Origin of the sequence: Streptomyces sp. NPDC096132 (genome assembly GCF_044763345.1) — a bacterium.
GTDB lineage: Bacteria > Actinomycetota > Actinomycetes > Streptomycetales > Streptomycetaceae > Streptomyces.
In genome coordinates this window covers 82,508-103,557 of the sequence record NZ_JBIWGA010000029.1, presented here as the reverse complement: position 1 = coordinate 103,557, position 21,050 = coordinate 82,508, and the positions used below count along the sequence as shown (strand labels likewise).

The 21,050-nt window shown below is 70.5% G+C and carries 14 protein-coding genes; 9 read left to right on the top strand and 5 right to left on the bottom strand.

Annotated elements, in window-relative coordinates:
• Nucleotides 1-15: 15 nt before the first annotated feature.
• From ACIRF9_RS43295 to ACIRF9_RS43285, 3 genes are all read right to left on the bottom strand, one after another.
• Nucleotides 16-4,878, bottom strand: coding sequence for a DNA repair ATPase (locus ACIRF9_RS43295; RefSeq protein WP_403834361.1), 4,863 nt, complete (start codon nucleotides 4,876-4,878; stop codon nucleotides 16-18).
• A gap of 82 nt (nucleotides 4,879-4,960) precedes the next feature.
• On the bottom strand, nucleotides 4,961-7,006 hold the full coding sequence (locus ACIRF9_RS43290) for an SPFH domain-containing protein (RefSeq protein ID WP_403834358.1): 2,046 nt from the start codon (nucleotides 7,004-7,006) through the stop codon (nucleotides 4,961-4,963).
• 122 nt (nucleotides 7,007-7,128) lie between these two features.
• Nucleotides 7,129-7,563, bottom strand: a complete 435-nt coding sequence (locus ACIRF9_RS43285; protein ID WP_403834356.1) for a hypothetical protein — start codon at nucleotides 7,561-7,563, stop codon at nucleotides 7,129-7,131.
• A gap of 447 nt (nucleotides 7,564-8,010) precedes the next feature.
• On the opposite strand from ACIRF9_RS43285, the gene ACIRF9_RS43280 reads away from it, so the two are divergent.
• From ACIRF9_RS43280 to ACIRF9_RS43270, 3 genes are all read left to right on the top strand, one after another.
• A complete protein-coding gene (locus ACIRF9_RS43280; protein WP_403834354.1) occupies nucleotides 8,011-9,528 on the top strand; it encodes a hypothetical protein in 1,518 nt (505 codons plus the stop codon).
• Nucleotides 9,528-9,917, top strand: a complete 390-nt coding sequence (locus ACIRF9_RS43275) for a hypothetical protein (protein ID WP_403834351.1) — start codon at nucleotides 9,528-9,530, stop codon at nucleotides 9,915-9,917. The genes ACIRF9_RS43280 and ACIRF9_RS43275 overlap by 1 nt, the downstream gene beginning before the upstream one ends.
• A 157-nt stretch (nucleotides 9,918-10,074) precedes the next feature.
• Nucleotides 10,075-10,653 carry a hypothetical protein gene (locus ACIRF9_RS43270; protein WP_403834348.1) on the top strand — a complete coding sequence of 193 codons (579 nt, stop codon included), beginning with the start codon at nucleotides 10,075-10,077 and terminating at the stop codon, nucleotides 10,651-10,653.
• A 28-nt stretch (nucleotides 10,654-10,681) separates the two neighbouring features.
• Here the strand turns inward: ACIRF9_RS43270 and ACIRF9_RS43265 are convergent, their stop codons facing one another.
• Together ACIRF9_RS43265 and ACIRF9_RS43260 are read right to left on the bottom strand one after the other, a co-directional pair.
• Nucleotides 10,682-11,938: a cation:proton antiporter gene (locus ACIRF9_RS43265; protein WP_403834346.1), complete on the bottom strand. Its 1,257-nt coding sequence runs from the start codon at nucleotides 11,936-11,938 to the stop codon at nucleotides 10,682-10,684.
• Nucleotides 11,939-11,944: 6 nt separating this feature from the next.
• Nucleotides 11,945-12,430, bottom strand: coding sequence for a cation:proton antiporter regulatory subunit (locus tag ACIRF9_RS43260; RefSeq protein ID WP_403834344.1), 486 nt, complete (start codon nucleotides 12,428-12,430; stop codon nucleotides 11,945-11,947).
• A 265-nt stretch (nucleotides 12,431-12,695) separates the two neighbouring features.
• Here ACIRF9_RS43260 and ACIRF9_RS43255 point away from each other — a divergent pair, with 265 nt between their 5' ends.
• The 6 genes from ACIRF9_RS43255 to kdpB all read left to right on the top strand — a co-directional run bounded on the left by ACIRF9_RS43255 (nucleotide 12,696) and on the right by kdpB (nucleotide 21,050).
• Nucleotides 12,696-13,757, top strand: a complete 1,062-nt coding sequence (locus ACIRF9_RS43255; RefSeq protein ID WP_403834343.1) for a PucR family transcriptional regulator — start codon at nucleotides 12,696-12,698, stop codon at nucleotides 13,755-13,757.
• A gap of 601 nt (nucleotides 13,758-14,358) precedes the next feature.
• Nucleotides 14,359-15,681 carry an FAD-dependent oxidoreductase gene (locus tag ACIRF9_RS43250; RefSeq protein WP_403834340.1) on the top strand — a complete coding sequence of 441 codons (1,323 nt, stop codon included), beginning with the start codon at nucleotides 14,359-14,361 and terminating at the stop codon, nucleotides 15,679-15,681.
• A gap of 490 nt (nucleotides 15,682-16,171) precedes the next feature.
• Nucleotides 16,172-16,933, top strand: a complete 762-nt coding sequence (locus ACIRF9_RS43245; protein ID WP_403834338.1) for an alpha/beta fold hydrolase — start codon at nucleotides 16,172-16,174, stop codon at nucleotides 16,931-16,933.
• A 216-nt stretch (nucleotides 16,934-17,149) separates the two neighbouring features.
• Nucleotides 17,150-17,239: a K(+)-transporting ATPase subunit F gene (gene kdpF / locus ACIRF9_RS43240; RefSeq protein WP_037667570.1), complete on the top strand. Its 90-nt coding sequence runs from the start codon at nucleotides 17,150-17,152 to the stop codon at nucleotides 17,237-17,239.
• Between the two features lie 8 nt (nucleotides 17,240-17,247).
• Entirely contained in the window at nucleotides 17,248-18,912 is a 1,665-nt protein-coding gene (gene kdpA, locus ACIRF9_RS43235; RefSeq protein ID WP_403834335.1) for a potassium-transporting ATPase subunit KdpA, read from the top strand.
• On the top strand, nucleotides 18,909-21,050 hold the full coding sequence (gene kdpB / locus ACIRF9_RS43230) for a potassium-transporting ATPase subunit KdpB (protein WP_403834332.1): 2,142 nt from the start codon (nucleotides 18,909-18,911) through the stop codon (nucleotides 21,048-21,050). The genes kdpA and kdpB overlap by 4 nt, the downstream gene beginning before the upstream one ends.

Sequence of the window (21,050 nt, the reverse complement as noted above, 5' to 3'; positions counted from 1 at the left end):
CAGGTCGGACGTTCGTCACTCGTCGCCCGGCCGGGCCGCGTGTCGGGCCGTTGGGTTGGCCATGAGATGGCGGGGGTCGGCGGCGCGGTCGATGGCGGACTCCACGGCGGCGATCCTGTCCGCGAGGAGTCCGAGGGCGGCGATCGCCCGGGTGAGCTGGTCCTCCTCCGGGCCGCCGAGCGTCTGCGCGCGGACGTGGGCGGTCTTGATGTCGGCCCAGCGGCTGGCCTGCTCGGACGTGAGGGTGCCGCGTAGTTCGGCCAGCTTCAGCAGGTTGGCCTCCGCGCCGGTGGTGAGGGTCTGGGCCTCGGCCGTGTAGTGGTCGTCGATCAACGCGGCCAGTTCGGCGTCGTTCATGACCGGCTGGACGCGTTGGGCGATCTTGTTCATGTTGCGGTAGGAGCCCTGGAGCTGGAAGGGCGGTTCCGTTCGCGTGGTGTCCGACTGGGCCGGCGACGTGATGTAGGCGCTGTTGACCGCCAGCACCGTGTCCCGGGCTCTGAGCAAGTGGCGTAGGACGGCCAGGATACGTTCCAGCTCGACCGGCGCGTACGGGTGGATGAGCCGGTCGGCCCGGGCCGTGGAATCGCCCTGGGCGAGCCCGATCATCAGGTCCAGGTCCGTCCGGTCGCGGCCCGCGAGCGGGGCCAGGACCGGGTTCGCGGTGAGGGCGTTCTCGATGAAGCTGAGCGCGAAGGCGTCCTGCTTGCCGGTGAGGACGTCGCCGAGGTTCCAGACGTCGGCGCGGTTGGCGAGCATGTCGGGGATGCGGAAGCGGCCGCCGGACTCGGTGTAGGGGTTGCCGGCCATGCAGACGGCGAAGCGCTTGCCGCGCAGGTCGTAGGTGCGGGGCTCGCCGTTCCGGACGCCCTCGATGCGGCGAGTGGTGTCGCACAGCGGAATGAACTTCTGCAGCAGCTCGGGAGAGGTGTGCTGGATGTCGTCCAGGTACAGGAGGGTGTTGGTGCCTGCCTCCAGCGCGAAATTGATCTTCTCGATCTCCTGGCGGGCCGCGGCGTTCGGAGCCTCGGCCGGGTCGAGGGAGGTGACGGTGCTGCCGAGGGCGGGTCCATTGACCTTGACGAGGAGGATGCCGAGGCGGTCGGCGACGTACTCCATGAGGGTCGTCTTGCCGTAGCCGGGTGGGGAGATGAGCAGCAGCAGGCCGCCTGTGTCGGTGCGCCTGCTCTCACCGGTGGTACCGAGCTGCTTGGCGAGGCTGTCGCCGATCAACGGGAGGTAGACCTCGTCGATGAGCCTGCTGCGGACGAACGCGGACATGATCCGCGGCCGGTACTCGTCCAGGTGGAGCCGCTTCTGCTCGGCGGCCACCAACTCTGCGCGGCGGCGCTGGTAGGCGTGGTGACCGGGAACGTCGTGCGTGCGGAACGCGTGGGTGCGTGCGAGGAACTCGTCGATACGGAGGGGCAGGGACCGGTCGGTGATGCGGGGATGAGCGCCGAGCAGTCCTGCGACCGTCTCGGTCAGCGGCGCGTCGGATTCATAGCGGGTCAGGCCGGGGCAGAGTTCGGCGGCCACCGCTTCGGCCAGGTCGCCGGGGGTGATGTCCGTGCCGGTCGCGGCGGTGTACGAGGAGAGCCACGCCTCGACGAGCTGCCTGCGTGCGGCCAGGTCGCCGAGTGCGGCGAGGTCGTCGTCGTAGGCCGACGCGCCGACCGTGTGGTGGAACTTGTCGAGCAGCGTGCGGGCACTGGTGCTGATGACGAAGCCGTCGGGGCCGCTCGTCAGCTCCTCGAAGAGATAGGCGGCCGCTGCTTCCGTGCCGATCGTCTCCGCCAGCTCGGCCCGCAGGTCGTCGATCGCGGGAGTCACGCCGAACGTGTCCCGGGCGCGGGCGAGCGAGACGGCGCGCCGCCGCCAGTCCTGCCGGGCCTCGGCGGTCGTGCCGTGGGCCCAGAACAGCTGGGCGGTGGCACGAGCCGCGGGCTCGTGACGCAGTGGTCCCACGTTCTCGTACAGACGCAGGAGGGCGGTGAGGATCAGGACCGCGTCGTGGTCGTGGACACCGCGCTCGTACCCCTCGTCGTAGGCGGCCTCCGCAGCCTGCCGGACCAGGGCGGGCAGGTCGGCGTCCGCGAGTGCCGTCGGACCATGGTCGTGCAGTAGCCGGGCGGCGAGGTGCTCCGCGCGGTAGACCTCCGGCGACTCCGACAGCAGGTTCCGGTCCCAGTACGGGCGGGTCGCGGCGAAGTCGGGATCGGTCACGGGGGAGCGGTAGTCGGTGCCGGTGAGGGCGAAGGCAAGACCGTCGCCATGCGGGACGAGGGTGAGGTCGAGGGGCTGGCTGTTGACGGCGAAGCGGTGGGTGCCCAGACGCAGGGTGCGACCGTCGTCGGTGTACAGGTCGGTACGGTCGCGCAAGGACCTCAGGGCCTCCTGACGGGCGGCCTTGAGGCGGGCGTCGAGATTCTCCGCCCTGACTTGGTCGCCGAGTTCGCGCAGCTCGTCGGCGATGCGGCGGACCTTCACGACGAGGGGGTCGGAGGTGAAGTACGTGGTGACGGCGTCCGCGTCGGCGAGCGTGCCTCCGCGGCGGGCGACGGTCCGCAGGATTCGGGACGCCGACTCGGAGAGGCGTTCGGCGCGGCGGGCGCGGGCGTCGGCGAGGGTCTGCCTGCGGGCGGAGAACGCCTCGTGGACCTCGTCGCGTTTGTCGGCGAGGTCGCCGAGAAAGTCGTCGAACTCCGCGAACCGGGACTCCAGGTTCTCCACCTGTACGAGGACGCGGGCGAGCTGCTCCTCGCACGCCTCGGGGCTGTCCGCGACGGCGAGCGCGCCGGTGACCGCCTGACCCAGCAGGGCGAACTCGGCGGCGAACTCGGCCCGTCCCTCACGGTCCAGGAGCACGCGGCGACCGCCGTCGAGGAGGGCGCGGGCCCGGTTGACGCCGCCGAGGACCCCGGCGATGCGCTCCAGGATGGACGTACGGACGGTGGCGTCGCCGATGTCGAGACCGGTGACGACCTCGGTGACCGTGCGCAGTCCGTCGGCGAGTTCGTCGAGGCGGGCGGCGACGGGAGCGGTCTCGGCGACGGTGGTGATCGCCTCCGCGTCGGCGACGAGCTGCTCGATGTCGGTCTGGTGGCCGATGAAGGCGTCCTCGCGGGCGAGGTGGGCGACGGCCCGCTGCCCGAAGGTGGCGAGGTCGGCCGCGGCGTCGGCGGCGAGTTCGTCGATGCGGGAGGCGTCGGCGTACCGCATGTCCTTGAGGGTGAGCAGGTGCCCCTGGGCGTGCCTCAGTTCGGTCAGTCCGGTGACCCAGGCGGCGGTGCTGCGGGGTGCTTCGCCCCGCAGACGTCGTACGACTGCGTCGACCCTCGCCGCCGCCTCCGCCAGCGTCTCCGCGGCCTGGCGGGTGAGGGCCTGGACGGTCTCGAACTCGGCCAGGACCTGCTCCGCGGTGGCGCGCACCTGGGTGAGCGGCTCGTGCAGATCGCCGAGTGCGGGCTCGCCCAGCCAATGGTAGGAGTCCCCCGCCCGGACGCACGCGGCGGCCAGAGCCTCGTACATCTCCCTCGTCGGGGTGGTCTCGGTGACGGCGCGCGTGATGGACAGGCAGTCGGAGATGCCGCGCACGAGGTCGGCGTTGCCGACGCGGGCGAGCGGGCCGGTACCGACGGGCCTGGCGGCGGCATGGGTGTCGGAGACGTACGGGGAGTCCCACAGCTGGACGGGGTGCACGCGTTGCGGCTCGTCGCTGTCGGCACGCAGGACGACGAGCGCGCCGTCGTCGAACAGGGCCCAGCCGTGGCAGGACAGCGGGGTGGCGACCTCCTTGCTGATCATGTTGTACGGCAGCAGCAGGCTGCGTCCCTCCACGCGCGCGTGGAAGGCGAACAGCACGTCCTCGCCGTTGGGCGAGCGGACCGCCCGCTCGAACTCCAGCCCCTTGGAGTCGACACCTTCGAACGTCTTGTGCGTGCCTGCGGCCAGGCAGTAGCCGCCGGGAAAGACGATGCCCTGGTCCTCCGGCAGCCGGCGGCACCCCTGCCCGATGCCGTCCATGCGGACGACCGACCTGCTGAGCGTGTTGAACACCAGGTGGCGGTCGGTGTCCTCGTTGTAGGGGCGGATACGCAGCAGGATCAGGGCGCCCACGCGCGCGTACGCGATGTCCGCGTCGGCGAGGGACTGCAGGGGCTCGTCGACGGGCTCGGAGTGGACGCCCTCGCCGGTCTCCGTGTTGTTCTCGACCTTGACGGTGAGGGTGCCGCCGACGGTCTCGACGAAGACCTCGCCCTCGACGGAGACGTGCGGGTGGCGGCCGAGGACATGGTCCTCACGGGACGTCGGCGTCCACGCGAAGTCGTGGGCGGACGGGAAGACGTGGTCGCGCTCGCCCCGCCCGTCCAGGAAGGACACCTGGCCGTCGTCGGTCACGGCCCAGCGCAGGACGCGGATGTCGCCGGCCTGCTCGCCGGTCTGGAAGACGGCCAGCAGCCTGCCGTCGACACGGCGGAGCTGGAGGAGGTGGGCCTGCCGGTAGTAGCGGTAGAGGGCGGTGAACTCACGGACGAAGGCGGGGTCGTCCAGCAGGCCGGGCACGGCGTCGTCGGGCAGCCGGTTCAGGTCCCGGTCGTGCAGCGCGAAGATGTCACCCACGGTCGTCTCCGGCCCCCGGCCGAGGAATACGTTGTGGCCGAAGAGCAGGACGTGGCCCACGGACACGATGTCCCGAGGTACGCAAGTCTGCTCGGTGCGCAGCCGCTCGGTGCCGGCGAGTTCCAGCCGCGTGGAGCCGAACTCCTCGGTGCGGCGGGCGTTCAGCTCCTCGGCGCGGCGGGCGAGTTCCGCGGCCTGCGCGGTGAGGCGGTCGCGCAGCACCTCGTACGTGCCGGTGTCCAGGCCGGTGGTCATGGGATCCCTCTCAGGAAGTCGGAAGGAGAAAATGCGGTCCGGAGCTGCCGTCCCCTGTGCGGCAGCTCCGGACCGCGGCCTGTCAGACCCTGGCGCTGCCGTTCAGCGCGGCGAGCGAGGTGTCGGCGACGCCCAGTTCGCCGGCCCTGCTGAGCAGCTGCTCCAGAGCGCCGGAGTCGGCTCCGCCCGTCTGCATCAGCTTCATCAGCAGGGCGGAGACGGTCAGGTTCTGCACGTCGGCCGTGGAGACCGATCCGAGGACGCGGCCGAGGTCGTCGGTGAAGCTCGACGTACCGTCCAGCCAGGGCCGCGCGAGCGCCTGGGCGGTCTCGGAGTGCTGGACGAACCCGTCGACGCTCCTGCCGAGCGCGATCGAGGAGACAAGGCGGTCGAAGAAGACGGACTCCCCGCCGACGATGTTGATGTCGGCGTTCTCCAGACCCGTGGCGAGCACCGTGGCCTGTGCCTCGGCGACGTGCTTCTGCACGTCGAGTCCGGCCAGCCGGATCTCCTTCTCCGCCTGGAGCCGCAGGCGGTACTCCTCGTGGCCGCGGGACGCCTCGTCGAGCGCGGCCATCGCCGCCGCCTTCTCCGTCAGACCGGCCGCCTCCGCCTTCAGCTTCTCCCCGATGCCCTCGGCCTCGGCGAGCGCCTTCGCCCGGGCGCCCTCCGCCTCGGCCCGCATCCGCGCCTGGGCCGCCTCGGCCTCAGCCCGGCCAGCCTTCTCGATAACCTCGGCCTCCTTGTCCCGGACCCGGACGGCCGCGAGCCCTTCTGCGGCGGCCTCGGCCTGGACGCCCTCGGCGATCCGCAGCTTGGCCTGGGCGTCGAGTTCGGCGCTCTTCAACCGGGCCTCGGCGAGGGTGAGTTCCTCGGCTGCGCGGTGGACGGCGGCCTGCTCGGCGGCCTCCGCGGCCTTGATGTCCTTGACCAGCTTCTCCTGCGCCTCCGCCTCGGCGGCGATGATCACAGCCTGCCGACCGCGCTCGGCCTCCTCGACCGCACGCAGCTTCTTGATGGCCTCCTCCTGCTCGGCGACCGTACGGTCCACCGCGACCCGCTCCCGGGTGACCTCGGCGATCTCCCGCTTCTCGCCCTCGACCTCCTTCGAGGCGGCGATCTGCGTCAGCTGGGTCTCGCGCTCCCGGGCGATGACCTCGAGGAGCCGGTCCTTCTCGATACGCTCGTTCTCGATGGCGATGACCCGCTCACGGTTCTTCTGCGCGACGGCGACCTCACGGGCCTGGTTCTCCCGCTGCACCCCGAGCTGCTCCTCGGTCTTGAGGAACGCCGACTGCGCCCGCAGCCGCTCCTCCTCCACCACCCGGGCCGTCTCCGCCTCCTCACGCGCCCGTACGGTCTCGATTTCCCGCCGCTGCTTGATCTCGGCGTCCGCCTGCCGGCGCTCCAGCTCCAGGATGGCCTCCCGGGCGTCGACGTTCTGCCGGGTGATCTCCTTCTCCTCGGTGCGCTGGGCCTCGTTGGTGCGAACATGCTCCACGGCCGTCAGCTCGGTGATCTTCCGGATGCCCTGCGCGTCCAGGACGTTGGCCGGGTCGAGCTGCGTCAGGGGCGTCTGCTCCAGGTAGTCGATCGCCGCGTCCTCCAGGTGGTAGCCGTTGAGGTCGACGCCGATCAGCTCGATGATCTGGTACCGCAGCTCCTCGCGCTTGGTGTAGAGGTCGGTGAAGTCCATCTGCTTGCCGACCGTCTTCAGCGCCTCGGAGAACTTCGCGTGGAACAGCTCCTGCAGCGTTCTCTGGTCGCTCGCCCGCGCCGTGCCGACGGCCTGGGCGACCTTGATGACGTCCTCGACGGTCTTGTTCACCTTCACGAAGAACGAGATCCGGATGTCGGCGCGGATGTTGTCCCGGCAGATCAGCCCCTCCTTGCCGGCCCGGGTGATCTCGATCGTCTTCACCGAGATGTCCATCACCTCGGCCTTGTGCAGCACGGGCAGCACGACCTGCCCGGTGAAGGTCACGTCGACCTTCCGCAGCTTGGAGACGATCAGGGCCTTGCCCTGCTCCACCTTGCGGAACAGCCGGGAGACGACGAACAGCACGGCGATCACGACGAGCAGGCAGGCGACGATGAGCACACCGAAGCCCACGGTGATGGCATCCATACGAAATCCTTGAAGTCTGCGCGGAGTTGACGCCTCGACAGCGAGGCGGGACGGCCCGCTCGGCTGCGGGCAGGCGCGCCGGACGCGAGAGCGGGTGCGGCGCGATGAGGTATGCGGACGGCTCAGCCGCAGGTGCGGGGACTGCCGGGGTCGTACGGCGCACCGCTTGCCGCGGCCCGCCGGTGCGGCCCGGCGCGGTCGAGGAACAGTCTGGAAAGCGGAGCCGCGCACCTTCGGGCCACGGCCCAGGCGGCGAGCACGGACACCACGAGCAGCACGACACGGGCCACGGCCCCACCAGGTCCCGTCAGGCCGGCCAGGGCGACGAGCACCATTCCGCTGAGGCTGACCAGCCAGGCGCCGGGGATCGCGACACTGGCCGCGACGGCGACCGGCATCCCGTTCAGAGATCGGGCCAACGACGGGGCGTCGGCGTCGAAGTCGCGCACGCCGGCTCGGCCCAGCAGGACCAGCAGCCAGAAGGCGAGCAAGACCACCAGAGCGGAGGTGAGAAGGACGGTGGGGAACCGCACTGCAGTGCCGACGACGTGTCCCATGTCCTCACCCCCGAAGCGATCCCCGAATCCCCTGCCTCTGTCACCGCCATCTTGAACTGGGCATGCCTGCCTGCGCATTGCCGTGCTCCGGCAGTCTTGATGCCTTCTTGATGCCGGGCGACGACAGATCCCCGCAGGCCGGTGTCCGGGAAGGTGCAGCGGTGGGGTATGCAGAACCCGGCCGGGTGCGGCACGATCGTTCGTCCTGCCGAGGGACGGGGGCGCATGGACACGGAGTCCATAAGATCCGCGGACAGTGCTGGGGCGTTGCTCAAGGTTCCGGCGGTGCCGCGGCAGGCAACGAATGGCGACGGACGGGCCGGCAGCGGCCCGTCCGGGACGACCGAACCCACACGATTACTCTGCGCGGCCGCACATCTGCGACCGGACAGGGCCCGGGAGTTCGCCGACCACCTCGAAAAGTGGCGGCGGAAGCAGGCCAGACAGATGCGCGAGAGGCTCACTCCCAGGAAGGTGCGGCAGCGGCGCTTGGAGAAGGCGGCCAAGGAAGCCCTCTCCGGGGAGAAGACCGCGATGGCGAGACTCCTCACCGACGACGAGCCGACCGCACCCAAGCAGCCGAGGGTGGTGGTCGGCCACGAGTACGTGCGCTGGGTGCGCCGCCGTGTGGTGACGGACGGGCGGCCGACACCGTCGTACGGATTCGACCTGGAGGCAGTGCTGATGGCGTGCGCACAGGCCCAGCGGCTGCTGTGGCTGCGTCGCATCCTCATGACCCTGGCCTGCGGGGCCGCGGGGCTGTGTGCGTGGACGCCGGTCGCCTACCTCGCCCCGCTGGTCGCCCTGTCCGGACTGTGGGCCGCTTTCTGGATCGACCGGATGCTTGCCCGGCGGCGCCTGCGCGCGGTGTTCGACGATGACGGGGGCGAGGCGTGGGGAGCCCAGGTGCCGCGCCGGTTCCAGGACGCGGTGGAGCGGATCCGCGACGCGTCGTACGGGGAGGTCGTGCCGTACCGGAACCAGGTGCGCGGCTCGGGGGCGCGCCACCACTTCGTCGGCGCCGGCAAGGTCTGGTTCGAGACCCAGATCGGTATCGACGTGATGCCCGCCAGGCCGCGGGACGACGACGCGGGCGACGAAGGCGACAGCGGTTCCCCGAGGATCCCGCCGAGTGTGGCGGACCTGCTGACCGGCGCCCACACGGGCGCCGGGGTGGTCGAGTTCACCCCGGACGACCTGCACGCGCATGTGGCCCGTGAGCTGCAACGTCCCATCGCCCTGCTGCGCGACTTCCATCCCGACAGCGTGCAGGAGGTGTTCGGGGGCGCGGCGATCTCCGCCGAGCGCTGGGAGACGCTGACACCCGACCGGTGGGAGGGGCTGGTCGCCCTGGCCCACGACGGGGTGCGGGCCGCGGACGCCCAGCGGGCGCCGAAGGTCGCCCGGCGGTTCCTGTGCGCGCGGATGACCTCCTGGGACGGCGAGTTGGTTGCCTCGCTGTTCGTCGGCTTCGCCTACGAGAACCACTACCTCCGGGTCGTCGTCCGCCCCCACGTGGTCAACCCGGTCCACCCGGTCCTGCGCGAGGCGGAGAAGAAGGCGTCGACGTCGGGGTGGGCCTGGCAACGGCGTACCGCCTATCTCGCCGCCGTGGACACCGGCTGGTTCGTGGTCCGGTTGTTCAAACGGGCCAGGGCCGGCGACCAGGAGCCCGAACAGGATCCCGGCACGGGGCCGGTGAGCCTGCGGGAGGCGTACTCGACCCGGCACATGGACGACATGCTCCAGTACGACGACGCCCGCCGCTACATCGAGATGATGCAGGGCCGGGTCCTCGCCTCGGTCGACGGCTTCCTGGTCGGACACGACGTCGACACCGGCGCCTACCGGGAGCGCGTCACAGTGGTTCTCAACAGCGGCGTCATCAACACCGGCGAGATGAGCAACGTGCAGAACCAGCCGGGAGCGGTGGGCTCCCAGCAGTCGGCAGGAGGAGCGAAGTGATGTTCAGCCGCAAGGAACCGCAGCAGCCCTCAGGCACCAACTCGGGCATCCAGAACAACGGATCCATGCAGAACGTGCAGAACCAGCCGGGCGCCTACCAGTCGAACCAGACCCAGGACAACTCGGGCACCGGCCGCAACGAGTTACAGGACATAGCCGCACTGCTGGGCCGGATCCGGCAGGGTATGGACAACGAACGGGGCAGCATCAGGGACTACGACCTGTGCGTCGGCTTCCTGGACACAGTGACCGAGCAGCCCCTGGATAGCCCTGAAGGCCGAGCCGTGGCCAAGAGTCTGCTGGGGAAGATCAAGGAGAAGTGCGGAGGAGTGCCGGGCCTGGTGTCCCTGATCGCCTCCACACTGTCGGCGGTCTCGGCTCTGGCCTGACCCACCTGCCCATGGCCACCCTTGGCATCGGTCGGGCTGCCCGTACGAGCGGGCAGCCACATCAGCGAGGGTAGCGACGGGCGCGCTCCCCCGACAGCCGAGCAGGCACACTGGAAGAAGAAGCCGTCGGTTCTCTCGGCGCAGGGGGTGTCGGTCGATGGCGAGAACACCTGGTACGAGGGTGCGATGGTGGCGGTGGCGACGCAATCCGCTCAAGCGGCCCACCGACGTCGTCGAAGCCTGGCTCGTGCTCGTCCTGTGGCTGTGCGCGGTGGTCGCCGCCGCGCTGGCGGGGGTGTGGGCGGGGACCGCGTCAGCGGAGCACCTGGAGCGGCAGCGGACTGAGCGGCAGAGGGTCTCCGCCGTCCTCCTGGAGAATGCCGAGCCCCGGTCGAGCAGCCGGGTGAGCACCGCTCCCGTGTGGGTCGGCGTGCGCTGGACCGGCCCCGACGGTGCACCCCGTACGGACCGGACCCGGGTCAAGCCCGGCCTGCGGGCCGGCACCCGGATCATGGTCTGGACGGACACGCAGGGCCGGCTCACGGCTCGGCCGCCGTCCCCTTCGGCCGGAGTGCTGCAGGCAACGGCGACGGGCGTCCTCGCCGCGTCCATTGCGACGTCGGCCGTCCTGGGGGCCGCAGCCGTCGGCCGTGGCGTCCTTGACCGTCGGCGTATGCGCCAATGGGAGGAGGAATGGAGGCAGGCCGACCTACGGTGGGGCGGAAGGACCTTCTGAGCGTGAACCGGACCACGATGTGCCGGTGTCACGCGTGTCCGACGGTGTCGGCGTCGTCCAGGGTCTCGTACGTGTCCCGCGTCCCGTCGGGCGTGCTGTCCGGGGGAACCGCGGTCACCCGCGGGCGGAGCCGGCTCAGCAGGCGGGTGGCCAGGGGTTCCGTATAGCGGGCGGTCAGTGGGCCGAGGATGACGAGGATCAGGACGTACGCGGTGGCCAGCGGGCCGAGGGCCGGTTCGATTCCAGCGGTGACGGCGAGCCCGGCGATCACGATGGAGAACTCGCCGCGGGCGACCAGGGTCCCGCCGGCCCGCCAGCGCCCCTTGGAGGCGATACCGGCCTGCCTTGCTGCCCAGTAGCCGGTGGCGATCTTCGTGGCGGCCGTGACCGCGGCCAGGGCGAGGGCGGGCAGCAGGACGGGCGGAATGCTGGCGGGGTCGGTGTGCAGGCCGAAGAAGACGAAGAACACCGCCGCGAACAGGTCCCGCAGCGGTGCCAGCAGACTGTGGGCACCGTCGGCGACCTCGCCGGACAGGGCGATGCCGACGAGGAAGGCACCGACGGCGGCGGACACGTTCAGCCTCTGGGCCAGCCCGGCGATCACCAGGGTCAGGCCCAGCACCACGAGCAGCAGCTTCTCGGGGTCGTCGCTGGAGACGAAGCGGGAGATGTGGCGGCCGTAGCGGACCGCGAGGACCAGCACGAGGACGGCCGCGCCGAGCGCGACGGCGAGCGTGACGCTGCCCGCCGCCAGGCCCGCTCCGGCCAGCAGGGCGGTGACGATGGGCAGGTAGACCGCCATGGAGAGGTCCTCCAGGACCAGGATGCTCAGGATGGCCGGGGTCTCCCGGTTGCCCAGGCGTCCCAGGTCACCGAGGATCTTGGCGATCACGCCCGAGGAGGACACCCAGGTGACACCGGCCAGGACGACGGCCGCGACCGGCCCCCAGCCCAGCAGGAGGGCCGTCGCCGCACCGGGCAGGGCGTTGAGGAGGGCGTCGACGAGACCGGCCGGGTAGTGGGTCTTCAGGTTGGAGACCAGATCGCTGGCGGTGTACTCCAGGCCCAGCATGAGCAGCAGCAGGATGACGCCGATCTCGGCGCCGACGGCCACGAAGTCCTCGCTGGAGCCCAGTGGCAACAGCCCGCCCTCGCCGAACGCGAGCCCGGCCAGCAGGTACAGCGGTATCGGCGAGAACCGGAAGCGCCCGGCGAACCGGCCGAGCAGCCCGAGGCCCAGGATGATGCAGCCGAACTCGATCAGGAAGACGGCGGAGGAGTGCATGGCGGGTCACTCCCGCCCGAGTATCGCGGCGGCCGCCTCCACGCCCTCGCGGGTCCCGATGACGATGAGCGTGTCGCCCCCGGCCAGCCGGAAGTCGGGCGTGGGCGAGGGGATCGCCTCGGCGCGGCGCAGCACGGCCACGATGGAGACGCCGGTCTCGGTACGCATCCGCGTCTCGCCCAGCAGGCGTCCGTTCCAGCGCGAGATCCCTGTCAGTTCGATCCGCTCGGCCACGAGCCCCAGGTCCGTGGTGGACAGCAGGTTCGGCGTGTGATGGGTCGGCATCAGCGCGTCGATGAGCGTGGCCGCCTCCTCCGCGGTCAGCCGCACCGACAGGGCGCACGCGTCCGGATCGTCCTTGCTGTACGCGCTGATCGTCCGCTGCCCGTCCCGGTGCGCGACCACCGACAGGCGTCGGCTCTCCCGGGTCGTCAGGTCGTAGCGGACCCCGATGCCCGGCAGCGGCGTACTGCTGAGGCGTGGCGCACCCATGGCTGACCCCTTCTCTCGGCGTGAGCGTCTTCTCCGGCGACTCGCGTGCGGGGGGCGCCTGACGAGCGCCCAGGTTCGGCCTGTGCGGTTCATCCTAGGCGGCGCGGGTGGGCAGTGCTCTGGTGGATCAACAGCACACCGCACGAGACGCACCCGGGCACTGCGCTCGTCCGCTGCCGCTCCCGTGATCCGCCGCGCATCTGCCAGTCTTGTTCAGCCCGCGTCAAAGACGCGTCGGCAGAGTGCCAAGAACACGGGAGGACGCGTGACAGGGCGGGAGGTCCCCGACGAGTATCTGGAGGGGTACGCCGAGACACTGACCGAGGTGTGCGCGACGGGTCGCCGCCTCACCCGGGACGAGCTGGAGTCCTTGCGGACGCAGGGGGAGCGCGCCGCCGAGGCCGGCTTCGGGCTCCGGGCCGTCGTGCGCAGGCACCTGGCCGTGGCCCGGGACATCTGGCCGGTCCTCTCCGCCGCGGCGGGTCATCGCGCGCTCGCCGCCGTCGAGCAGGCGATCGACGCCTTCGCCGAAGGTCACGAACGGGCCCAGCAACTCGCCGTACGGCAGGAGGAGGCGATGCGGCGGGAGTTCATCGATGACCTGCTCTACGGCCGCAGCGACCTCGGCCGCCTGTCCGAACGGGCCGAACGTTTCGGTCTGCTCCTCTCCCGCGCCCACGCGGTTGCCGTCGCGCAGGGCCGCAAGCCCGTCGAGGAGACCGACCCGGCCACCCGGCAGGTGGAGAGCGCCGTGGTGGGCAGGTTCGGCGAGCGGCGCATCCTGCTCACCACCAAGGACGGCCGGCTGATCTGTATCGCGCCGGGCGACCAGGACGACGTACTGGCGTTCTTCGCCAAGCAGGCGTACGCGGCCACCGAGGGCGGGCAGGTCGCCATCAGCCGCCCGCATCCGGGTGCCGGGGGCGTCGTCCACTCCTACGAGGAGGCCCTCAACGCCCTCGACCTGGCGGACCGGCTGCAGATCCGCGAACCGGTGCTGCGTGCCGCCGACCTCCTCGTCTACCCGGTCCTGACCCGCGACCGGCAGGCCATGGCCGACCTGGTCGACAACACCCTGGGTCCGCTGCTGACCGCGCGGGGCGGTGCCCGGCCCCTCGTCGAGACGCTGACGGCGTACTTCGACGCCGGCTGCGTCGCCGCCGAGGCGGCCCGGCGACTGAACCTGAGCGTGCGGGCCTTCACCTACCGTCTTGAGCGCATCCGCAAGCTCACCGGCGCTGACCCGGGCGATCCTGTCCACCGCTACACCCTGCAGACCGCGGTGATCGGCGCCCGGCTGCTCGGGTGGCCCGACGACGAGATGTGACGACCACCAGCCCGTCGTGACGCAACCGTACGGCAAGTGGGTGGGGCGTCGACGCAGCTGCCGCGTCTTGGCGGGGGCCTCGGTACGTCCGACGATTGCCCACCCGAACATCGGTGGACAGCATCGCGAACAGCGCCGGGTCGGCCATGACCGCCACCAACAGCGCGGCGCCGAACTCCACCACGAGCACCATGACGGCTGCCCCGGATCGGAAGAGAGAGTGATCCCCTTCACGCCGACCAGACTGCCCGGCACACGGTCGGGATCTCCTGAGGGGGTCCCACGGCGGTTGTGGTGGCCGCCGCACGACACCCTGCTCCGGTGGAGCGGCTGCTCCTGCAGAGCGCAGTGGGGCCGGCGCCCTGGCCCGACCACGTACGTACCTCGGTGCTCACGTCGTCTTCGCACCCACTGTGCAGTCGGCGGCGTGGACACTGGCTGACAAGCCCTGCCGGGTCCCTCCCGCCCTCGGACCTCCCGGAGTGGCACGCAGGCGCGACCACGGCCCCGTCCCGCAGGGGCCCACACGCCCGCGGTGGGAGACTGAAAGCTCAGGACGGCCTCACGGGAGGCTTCCATGAGAGCACGAGAACCACACAGGGTGACAGGGACGGCGGTGGTCGTCGGCGCGAGCATGGCGGGCCTGTGCGCCGCCCGCGTGCTGTCGGAGCGATGCCGCGACGTCGTCCTGATCGACCGCGACCCACTGCCCGACGGCGCCGACTGGCGCGCCCATGTCCCGCAGGGCCGTCAGCCCCATCTCCTGCTCCACGCCGGCGCCCGGCTGCTGGAGGCATGGTTTCCCGGCATCGGAGAGGAGCTCTACGCGGGCGGCGCCACCGAGTTCGACGTCTGCCGCGACTTCTACTGGTACCAGAGCGGCGGCACGCTGGTCCGGCCGGTGAGCCGGATGCGGGGCCCGGTGATGTCCCGTCCCTTCCTGGAGGCGACCGTTCGCCGACGCGTGACGGCGCTGCCCCAGGTCACCGTTCGGGAACGCACCACCGGCACGGGCCTCGACACCAACGCCACCGGTCGGCGCGTCGCTGGTGTCCGTCTCGCCGACGGCTCCACCCTGTCCTGCGACCTGCTCGTCGACGCCACTGGGCGCCAGGCCAAGAGCCTCGCCTGGTTGAAGGAGCTCGGGTACGCGGAGCCACCCGTGTCCCGCGTCACCGTCAACACCCACTACGCCAGCCGCGTGTACCGCCGTGACGCGCTGCCCGCACGCGACTGGAAGGCGGCCGCGGTGATCGGTGACCCCGCCACCAAACGCTTGGCCATGGTGCTGCCATGGGAGGGGGATCGGTGGATCGTCGGCCTGGTTGGCATCAACGGCGAGGTGCCCCCGGCCGATGAGGCCGGCAGACTCGCCTTCGCCCGCTCCCTGGACTCACCGGTCATCGCCGATGTCATGGCCGCCTCGCAACCCCTGGGTGAACCGGTTACCCACCGGTTCACCGCGAACCAGCGCAGGCACGTCGAGAAGATGCGTCGCTTCCCCCTCGGCTGGGTGATGATCGGCGACGCCGTGTGCAGCCCCGACCCGATCTACGGGCAGGGGATGAGCACTGCGGCACAGCAGGCGGCGGCCCTCGGCGCCTGCCTGGACCGGTACCCCGCACTCGACCGGACCTTCACCCGCCGGTTCTTCCGCGCCGCGGCCAGACCGGTGGCCGTCGCCTGGTCCATCGCCGCCGGAGGCGACTTCATGTACGAGGGCACCACCGGGGAGAAGCCCCCAGGCACGGACCTCCTCAACCGGTACGTCGAACACGTCAGCGTCGCCGCCCAGCACGACGCCGCGGTCTGTGTCCGTTTCACCGAGGTCGCCGGCCTCATCCGGCGCCCGGAATGGCTTCTCACACCCGCCTTCGTCCTGCGGGTGCTGCGTTACGCGCGCCGGGGACCGGCAGGAGTGTGACACGCGCCTGCCGGGGCCACGTCCGGGCGACGCCGGTGCCGCATTCGTGGTCCGCCGCCGCAAGACCAGCGACACTGGGGTAGTCGACCGACTTACCGATCCGGGCCGCCTTCGGAGCAGAGGATCACGAAGGCGAAGACCACGACGACCGAGCGAGCCGGATCCGCGGTCAGCGGCGACGGCCGCGACCGCATCAGCACTCCCGCGTTCTCGCCACTGTCCTCCTGTCGCCCTGTTCCGCACGGCTGGTCAAGGGCTCGTCAAGATCCCGGTCGCACACCTTGCCCGCGGGCTCGGCAGAGGGAGCATGTGCGGCGTGGTGTACTGGCGGTGTCCGTCGCATCGGGGAGTTGTCGTGAGGCGAGTCCCAACCCGCGAGGTCTCCGAGAGCGAGCTCCCTACGCAGGTCGTCGCGACGGGGCACGGACCGCTGGAATTCCGCCTTGAGCGTCGCGGGTCGGACACCGTCGTAATCTTTCACGGCGCACACATGCGAGCCGGACTGGCCCTGGGTGAGGACGTGTTCAGTGGTGCGGGCTGCTCTCTGCTGGTGCCGTCGCGGCCCGGATACGGCGGTACGCCCGTGACCACCGGCGGTTCGGCGACGGGCTTCGCCGACGTCACGGCCGCGCTCTGCGGGCAGCTCGGCGTCACGCGGGTCACAGCGGTGGTCGGCACCTCGGGCGGGGGCCCCACGGCGGTCGCGATGGCCGCACGACACCCTGATCTGGTGGAGCGGCTGATCCTGCAGAGCGCCGTGGGACCGGTGCCCTGGCCCGGCCACCGCACGTACCTGGGCGCGCACGCCGTCTTCGCACCCCGTACGGAGCCCGCGACCTGGGCACTGGTGCACGCGCTCGTACGACACGCGCCGGATGCGGCGCTTCGGATGCTGTTGCGCGACCTCACGGTCCTTCCGGTCCGGAAGGTGGTGGCGGGCCTGCGGCCCGAGCACCGGGAGACAGCGATCGCCCTGTTCACGCGGATGCGCTCGGGGCACGGATTCCTCAACGACCTTCACGACCTCAGGGCCGGCCCCGACCTCGGGCGTCTGGCGACCGAAGTCGAACAGCCCGGCCTGGTGATCGCCAGCGGCCACGACGGCGCCGTACCGTTCGCCCATGCCCGGTCGCTGGCCGCCGTTCTGCGCCGAGCGGAGCTCCTGGAGAGTCTCGCGGACAGTCACTTCGTCTGGTTCGGCGACGACTGGCCGGCCATCGCCGCGCGCATCCGCGACTTCCTTCGGCCCTGAGGCCGCTCCGCGTCAGAGATCCGTCAAGGCTGGGCCGACGGCCGTAAGAGGAGCGTCAAGGGCGGTCGCCTCCACGTGGAGAAGGGGATTTCCTCTAGAGGTCCGTTCTTACCCGAACCTCACCCAGGAGACTGCGATGGCCGACGTGGCCTTCGTCCTCACCACGGTCGCGGTGTTCGCGCTGGTGGTCCTCATCGCCAAGGGGGTGGCGAAGCTGTGACCGCCGAGAACGTCATCGGACTGGTCGTGGCCGTCGCCCTGCTGGGCTATCTCGTCCTCGCCCTGATCTTCCCGGAGAGGTTCTGAGCCGCGACATGAGCCCGGTACTTGCTGACGTGCTCCTGGTGACCGCGCTGATCGGCGCGCTTGCTCTCGTGCACCGTCCTCTCGGCGACTACATGGCCGCCGTCTACTCCTCCAGGAAGCATCTGCGCGTCGAGCGGTGGATCTACCGCTCGGTCGGCGCCGACCCGGACGTGGAGATGCGCTGGCCCGCGTACCTGCGCGGCGTGCTCGCCTTCTCCGCGGTGAGCGTGGTGTTCCTGTACGTGCTGCAGCGGGTGCAGGACAAGCTGCCGCTGTCGCTCGGTTTCAAGCCGATCAGTCCGGACCAGGCGTTCAACACCGCCGCTTCCTTCGTGTCCAACACCAACTGGCAGTCGTACTCGGGCGAAGTGGCGATGAGCCACGTCACCCAGACCGCCGGGCTGGCTGTGCAGAACTTCGTCTCGGCGGCGGTCGGCATCGCTGTCGCCGTGGCGCTGGTGCGCGGCTTCGCCCGGTCCCGGACCGGGGACCTGGGCAACTTCTGGGCAGACCTGGTACGGGGCACCGTCCGCATCCTGATCCCGGTCTCGGTGGCCGCCGCCGTGCTGCTGATCGCCGCCGGCGCCATCCAGAACTTCGGCGACATCCACACGATCACCACACTCACCGGTGACAGGCAGGCCATCAGCCCCGGCGCGGTCGCCTCGCAGGAGGCCATCAAGGACCTGGGCACCAACGGTGGCGGCTTCTTCAACGCCAACAGCGCCCACCCGTTCGAGAACCCGGGCGGCTTCACCAACCTGCTGGAGATCTTCCTGCTGCTGGTGATCCCGTTCTCGCTGCCGCGCACCTTCGGCAGGATGGTCGGCAACGTCAGGCAGGGCTATGCCGTCGTCGCGGCCATGGGCGTCATCTGGTTCGCCGGTGTCGTGGCGGTGACGTGGATCGAGTACGCCCACCCCGGCACCGCCTCGCAGTTGGCGGGCGGGGCGATGGAGGGCAAGGAACAGCGGTTCGGGGAAGGACCGTCGTCGCTGTTCGCCGTGTCGACCACGATGACCTCGACCGGCTCGGTCAACTCCTTCCACGACTCCTTCAGCGGGTTGTCCGGCGGTGTGCTGCTGCTCGGCATGATGCTGGGAGAGATCGCGCCCGGCGGTGTCGGCTCCGGCCTCTACGGCATGCTCATCATGGCGGTCATCGCCGTCTTCATCGCCGGTCTGATGGTCGGCCGCACGCCCGAGTACCTGGGGAAGAAGATCGGCACCCGTGAGATCAAGCTGGCCGCCTGCTACATCCTCGTCACCCCGGCTCTGGTGCTGATCGGCACCGCGGTGGCCATGGCCCTGCCGGACGGCAAGGACGCCATGACCAACATCGGGGCGCACGGATTCTCCGAGGTCCTGTACGCCTACACCTCGGCGTCCAACAACAACGGCTCCGCGTTCGCCGGCTTCGGCGCCAACACGGACTTCTTCAACACCACCTTGGGGCTGTGCATGGTGCTGGGCCGGTTCCTGCCCATGGTGTTCGTGCTCGCGCTGGCGGGCTCGCTCGCCGAGCAGAAGCCGATCCCCGCCACGGCGGGCACCCTGCGCACCGAGAAGCCGCTGTTCACCGGTCTGCTGGTCGGCGCGATCCTGATCATCACCGGTCTGACGTTCTTCCCGGCCCTCGCGCTGGGCCCGCTCGCCGAGGGGCTGGCGGCATGACCACTCGTATCGAGAAGCAAGAGGACCCGATGCCCACGGCCGCTCCCACCCGGGCGCCGCACAGCGACGTCCCGACCGGTCACCAGGACCATGGCCGTGTCGGTGCGGGCCTGTTCGACCCGAAGCAGCTGCTCAGGTCGCTGCCGGACGCCTGCCGCAAGCTCGATCCGCGGGTGATGGTCACGTCGCCCGTGATGTTCGTCGTGCTCATCGGCTCCGTCGTCACCACCGTGCTGGCCGTCAAGAACCCCGGTGACTGGTTCGGCTGGACCATCGCCGCCTGGCTGTGGCTGACGGTCGTCTTCGCCAACCTGGCGGAGGCCGTCGCCGAGGGCCGCGGCAAGGCGCAGGCCGACACCCTGCGCAAGGCCAAGACCGACACCGTGGCACGACGGCTGCTGAAGGACGGTACGTCCGAGGAGCAGGTGCCGGGGACGGACCTGACCATCGGCGACCTGGTCGTCTGCGAGGCCGGCGACATCATCCCCGGCGACGGTGACGTCGTCGAGGGCGTCGCGTCGGTCGACGAGTCCGCCATCACCGGAGAGTCCGCACCGGTCATCCGGGAGTCCGGCGGCGACCGCAGCGCCGTCACCGGCGGGACAAAGGTCCTTTCCGACCGGATCGTCATCAAGATCACCACGAAGCCGGGCGAGACCTTCATCGACCGGATGATCAACCTCGTCGAGGGCGCCGCCCGGCAGAAGACCCCCAACGAGATCGCGCTGAACATCCTGCTCGCGTCCCTCACCATCGTCTTCCTGCTCGCGGTCGTCACCCTGAAACCGTTCGCCATCTACGCGGGCGCGGACCAGCAGACCTCGATGATCGTGCTCACCGCGCTCCTGGTCTGCCTGATCCCGACCACGATCGGCGCGCTGCTGTCCGCGATCGGCATCGCGGGCATGGACCGACTCGTGCAGCGCAACGTCCTCGCCATGTCCGGCAGGGCGGTCGAAGCGGCCGGAGACGTCTCCACCCTGCTGCTCGACAAGACCGGCACCATCACCCTCGGCAACCGGCAGGCGTCCGAGTTCGTGCCGGTACGCGGGACGACCGAGGCCGAGGTCGCCGACGCCGCCCAGCTGTCGTCGCTGGCCGACGAGACGCCCGAGGGCCGCTCCATCGTCGTCCTGGCGAAGGAGAAGTACGGGCTGCGCGAACGCCACCAGGGCGAGCTGACGCACGCCGAGTGGATCTCCTTCACCGCCCAGACCCGCATGTCCGGCGTGGACGTCGACGGCAGGAAGATCCGCAAAGGTGCCGCGGGATCGGTCGTCACATGGGTGCGGGAGCAGGGTGGCGAAGTCGCCCAAGACGCCTCCCGGTTGACGGACCGGATCTCCGAGGCCGGCGGTACCCCGCTGCTCGTGGCCGTCGAGGACGACCGCGGGGCACGTGTACTCGGGGTGATCCATCTCAAGGACGTGGTCAAGGAGGGCATGCGGGAGCGGTTCGACGAACTGCGCCGGATGGGCATCAAGACGATCATGATCACGGGTGACAACCCGCTGACCGCGAAGGCCATCGCCGAGGAGGCCGGCGTCGACGACTTCCTCGCCGAGGCCACCCCCGAGGACAAGATGGCCCTCATCAAGCGGGAACAGGCGGGCGGCAAGCTTGTCGCGATGACCGGCGACGGAACCAACGACGCGCCCGCGCTCGCGCAGGCCGACGTCGGTGTCGCGATGAACACGGGTACGTCGGCCGCCAAGGAGGCCGGCAACATGGTCGACCTCGACTCCAACCCGACCAAGCTCATCGAGATCGTCGAGATCGGCAAGCAACTCCTCATCACCCGGGGCGCCTTGACCACGTTCTCCATCGCCAACGACGTCGCGAAGTACTTCGCGATCATCCCGGCGATGTTCGCCGTCGCCCATCCGTCGCTGGACAGGCTCAACATCATGGGCCTGGCCTCGCCCGAGTCGGCGATCCTGTCCGCCGTCGTCTTCAACGCGCTGATCATCATCGCCCTGGTCCCGCTCGCCCTGCGCGGCGTGCGGTACCGCCCGATGAGCGCGGACAGGATGCTGCGCCGCAACCTCGGCATCTACGGCCTGGGCGGACTGATCGCCCCGTTCATCGGCATCAAGCTCATCGACCTGCTCATCTCGCTGATCCCCGGGATCGGATGA

Excerpts from the sequence above, each read along its gene's own strand:
- ACIRF9_RS43295 (WP_403834361.1), bottom strand. The coding sequence starts at position 4,878 with ATGACCACCGGCCTGGACACCGGCACGTACGAGGTGCTGCGCGACCGC.
- ACIRF9_RS43290 (WP_403834358.1), bottom strand. The coding sequence starts at position 7,006 with ATGGATGCCATCACCGTGGGCTTCGGTGTGCTCATCGTCGCCTGCCTG.
- ACIRF9_RS43285 (WP_403834356.1), bottom strand. The coding sequence starts at position 7,563 with ATGGGACACGTCGTCGGCACTGCAGTGCGGTTCCCCACCGTCCTTCTC.
- ACIRF9_RS43280 (WP_403834354.1), top strand. The coding sequence starts at position 8,011 with ATGCGCGAGAGGCTCACTCCCAGGAAGGTGCGGCAGCGGCGCTTGGAG.
- ACIRF9_RS43275 (WP_403834351.1), top strand. The coding sequence starts at position 9,528 with ATGTTCAGCCGCAAGGAACCGCAGCAGCCCTCAGGCACCAACTCGGGC.
- ACIRF9_RS43270 (WP_403834348.1), top strand. The coding sequence starts at position 10,075 with ATGGCGAGAACACCTGGTACGAGGGTGCGATGGTGGCGGTGGCGACGC.
- ACIRF9_RS43265 (WP_403834346.1), bottom strand. The coding sequence starts at position 11,938 with ATGCACTCCTCCGCCGTCTTCCTGATCGAGTTCGGCTGCATCATCCTG.
- ACIRF9_RS43260 (WP_403834344.1), bottom strand. The coding sequence starts at position 12,430 with ATGGGTGCGCCACGCCTCAGCAGTACGCCGCTGCCGGGCATCGGGGTC.
- ACIRF9_RS43245 (WP_403834338.1), top strand. The coding sequence starts at position 16,172 with ATGCGAGCCGGACTGGCCCTGGGTGAGGACGTGTTCAGTGGTGCGGGC.
- kdpA (WP_403834335.1), top strand. The coding sequence starts at position 17,248 with ATGAGCCCGGTACTTGCTGACGTGCTCCTGGTGACCGCGCTGATCGGC.
- kdpB (WP_403834332.1), top strand. The coding sequence starts at position 18,909 with ATGACCACTCGTATCGAGAAGCAAGAGGACCCGATGCCCACGGCCGCT.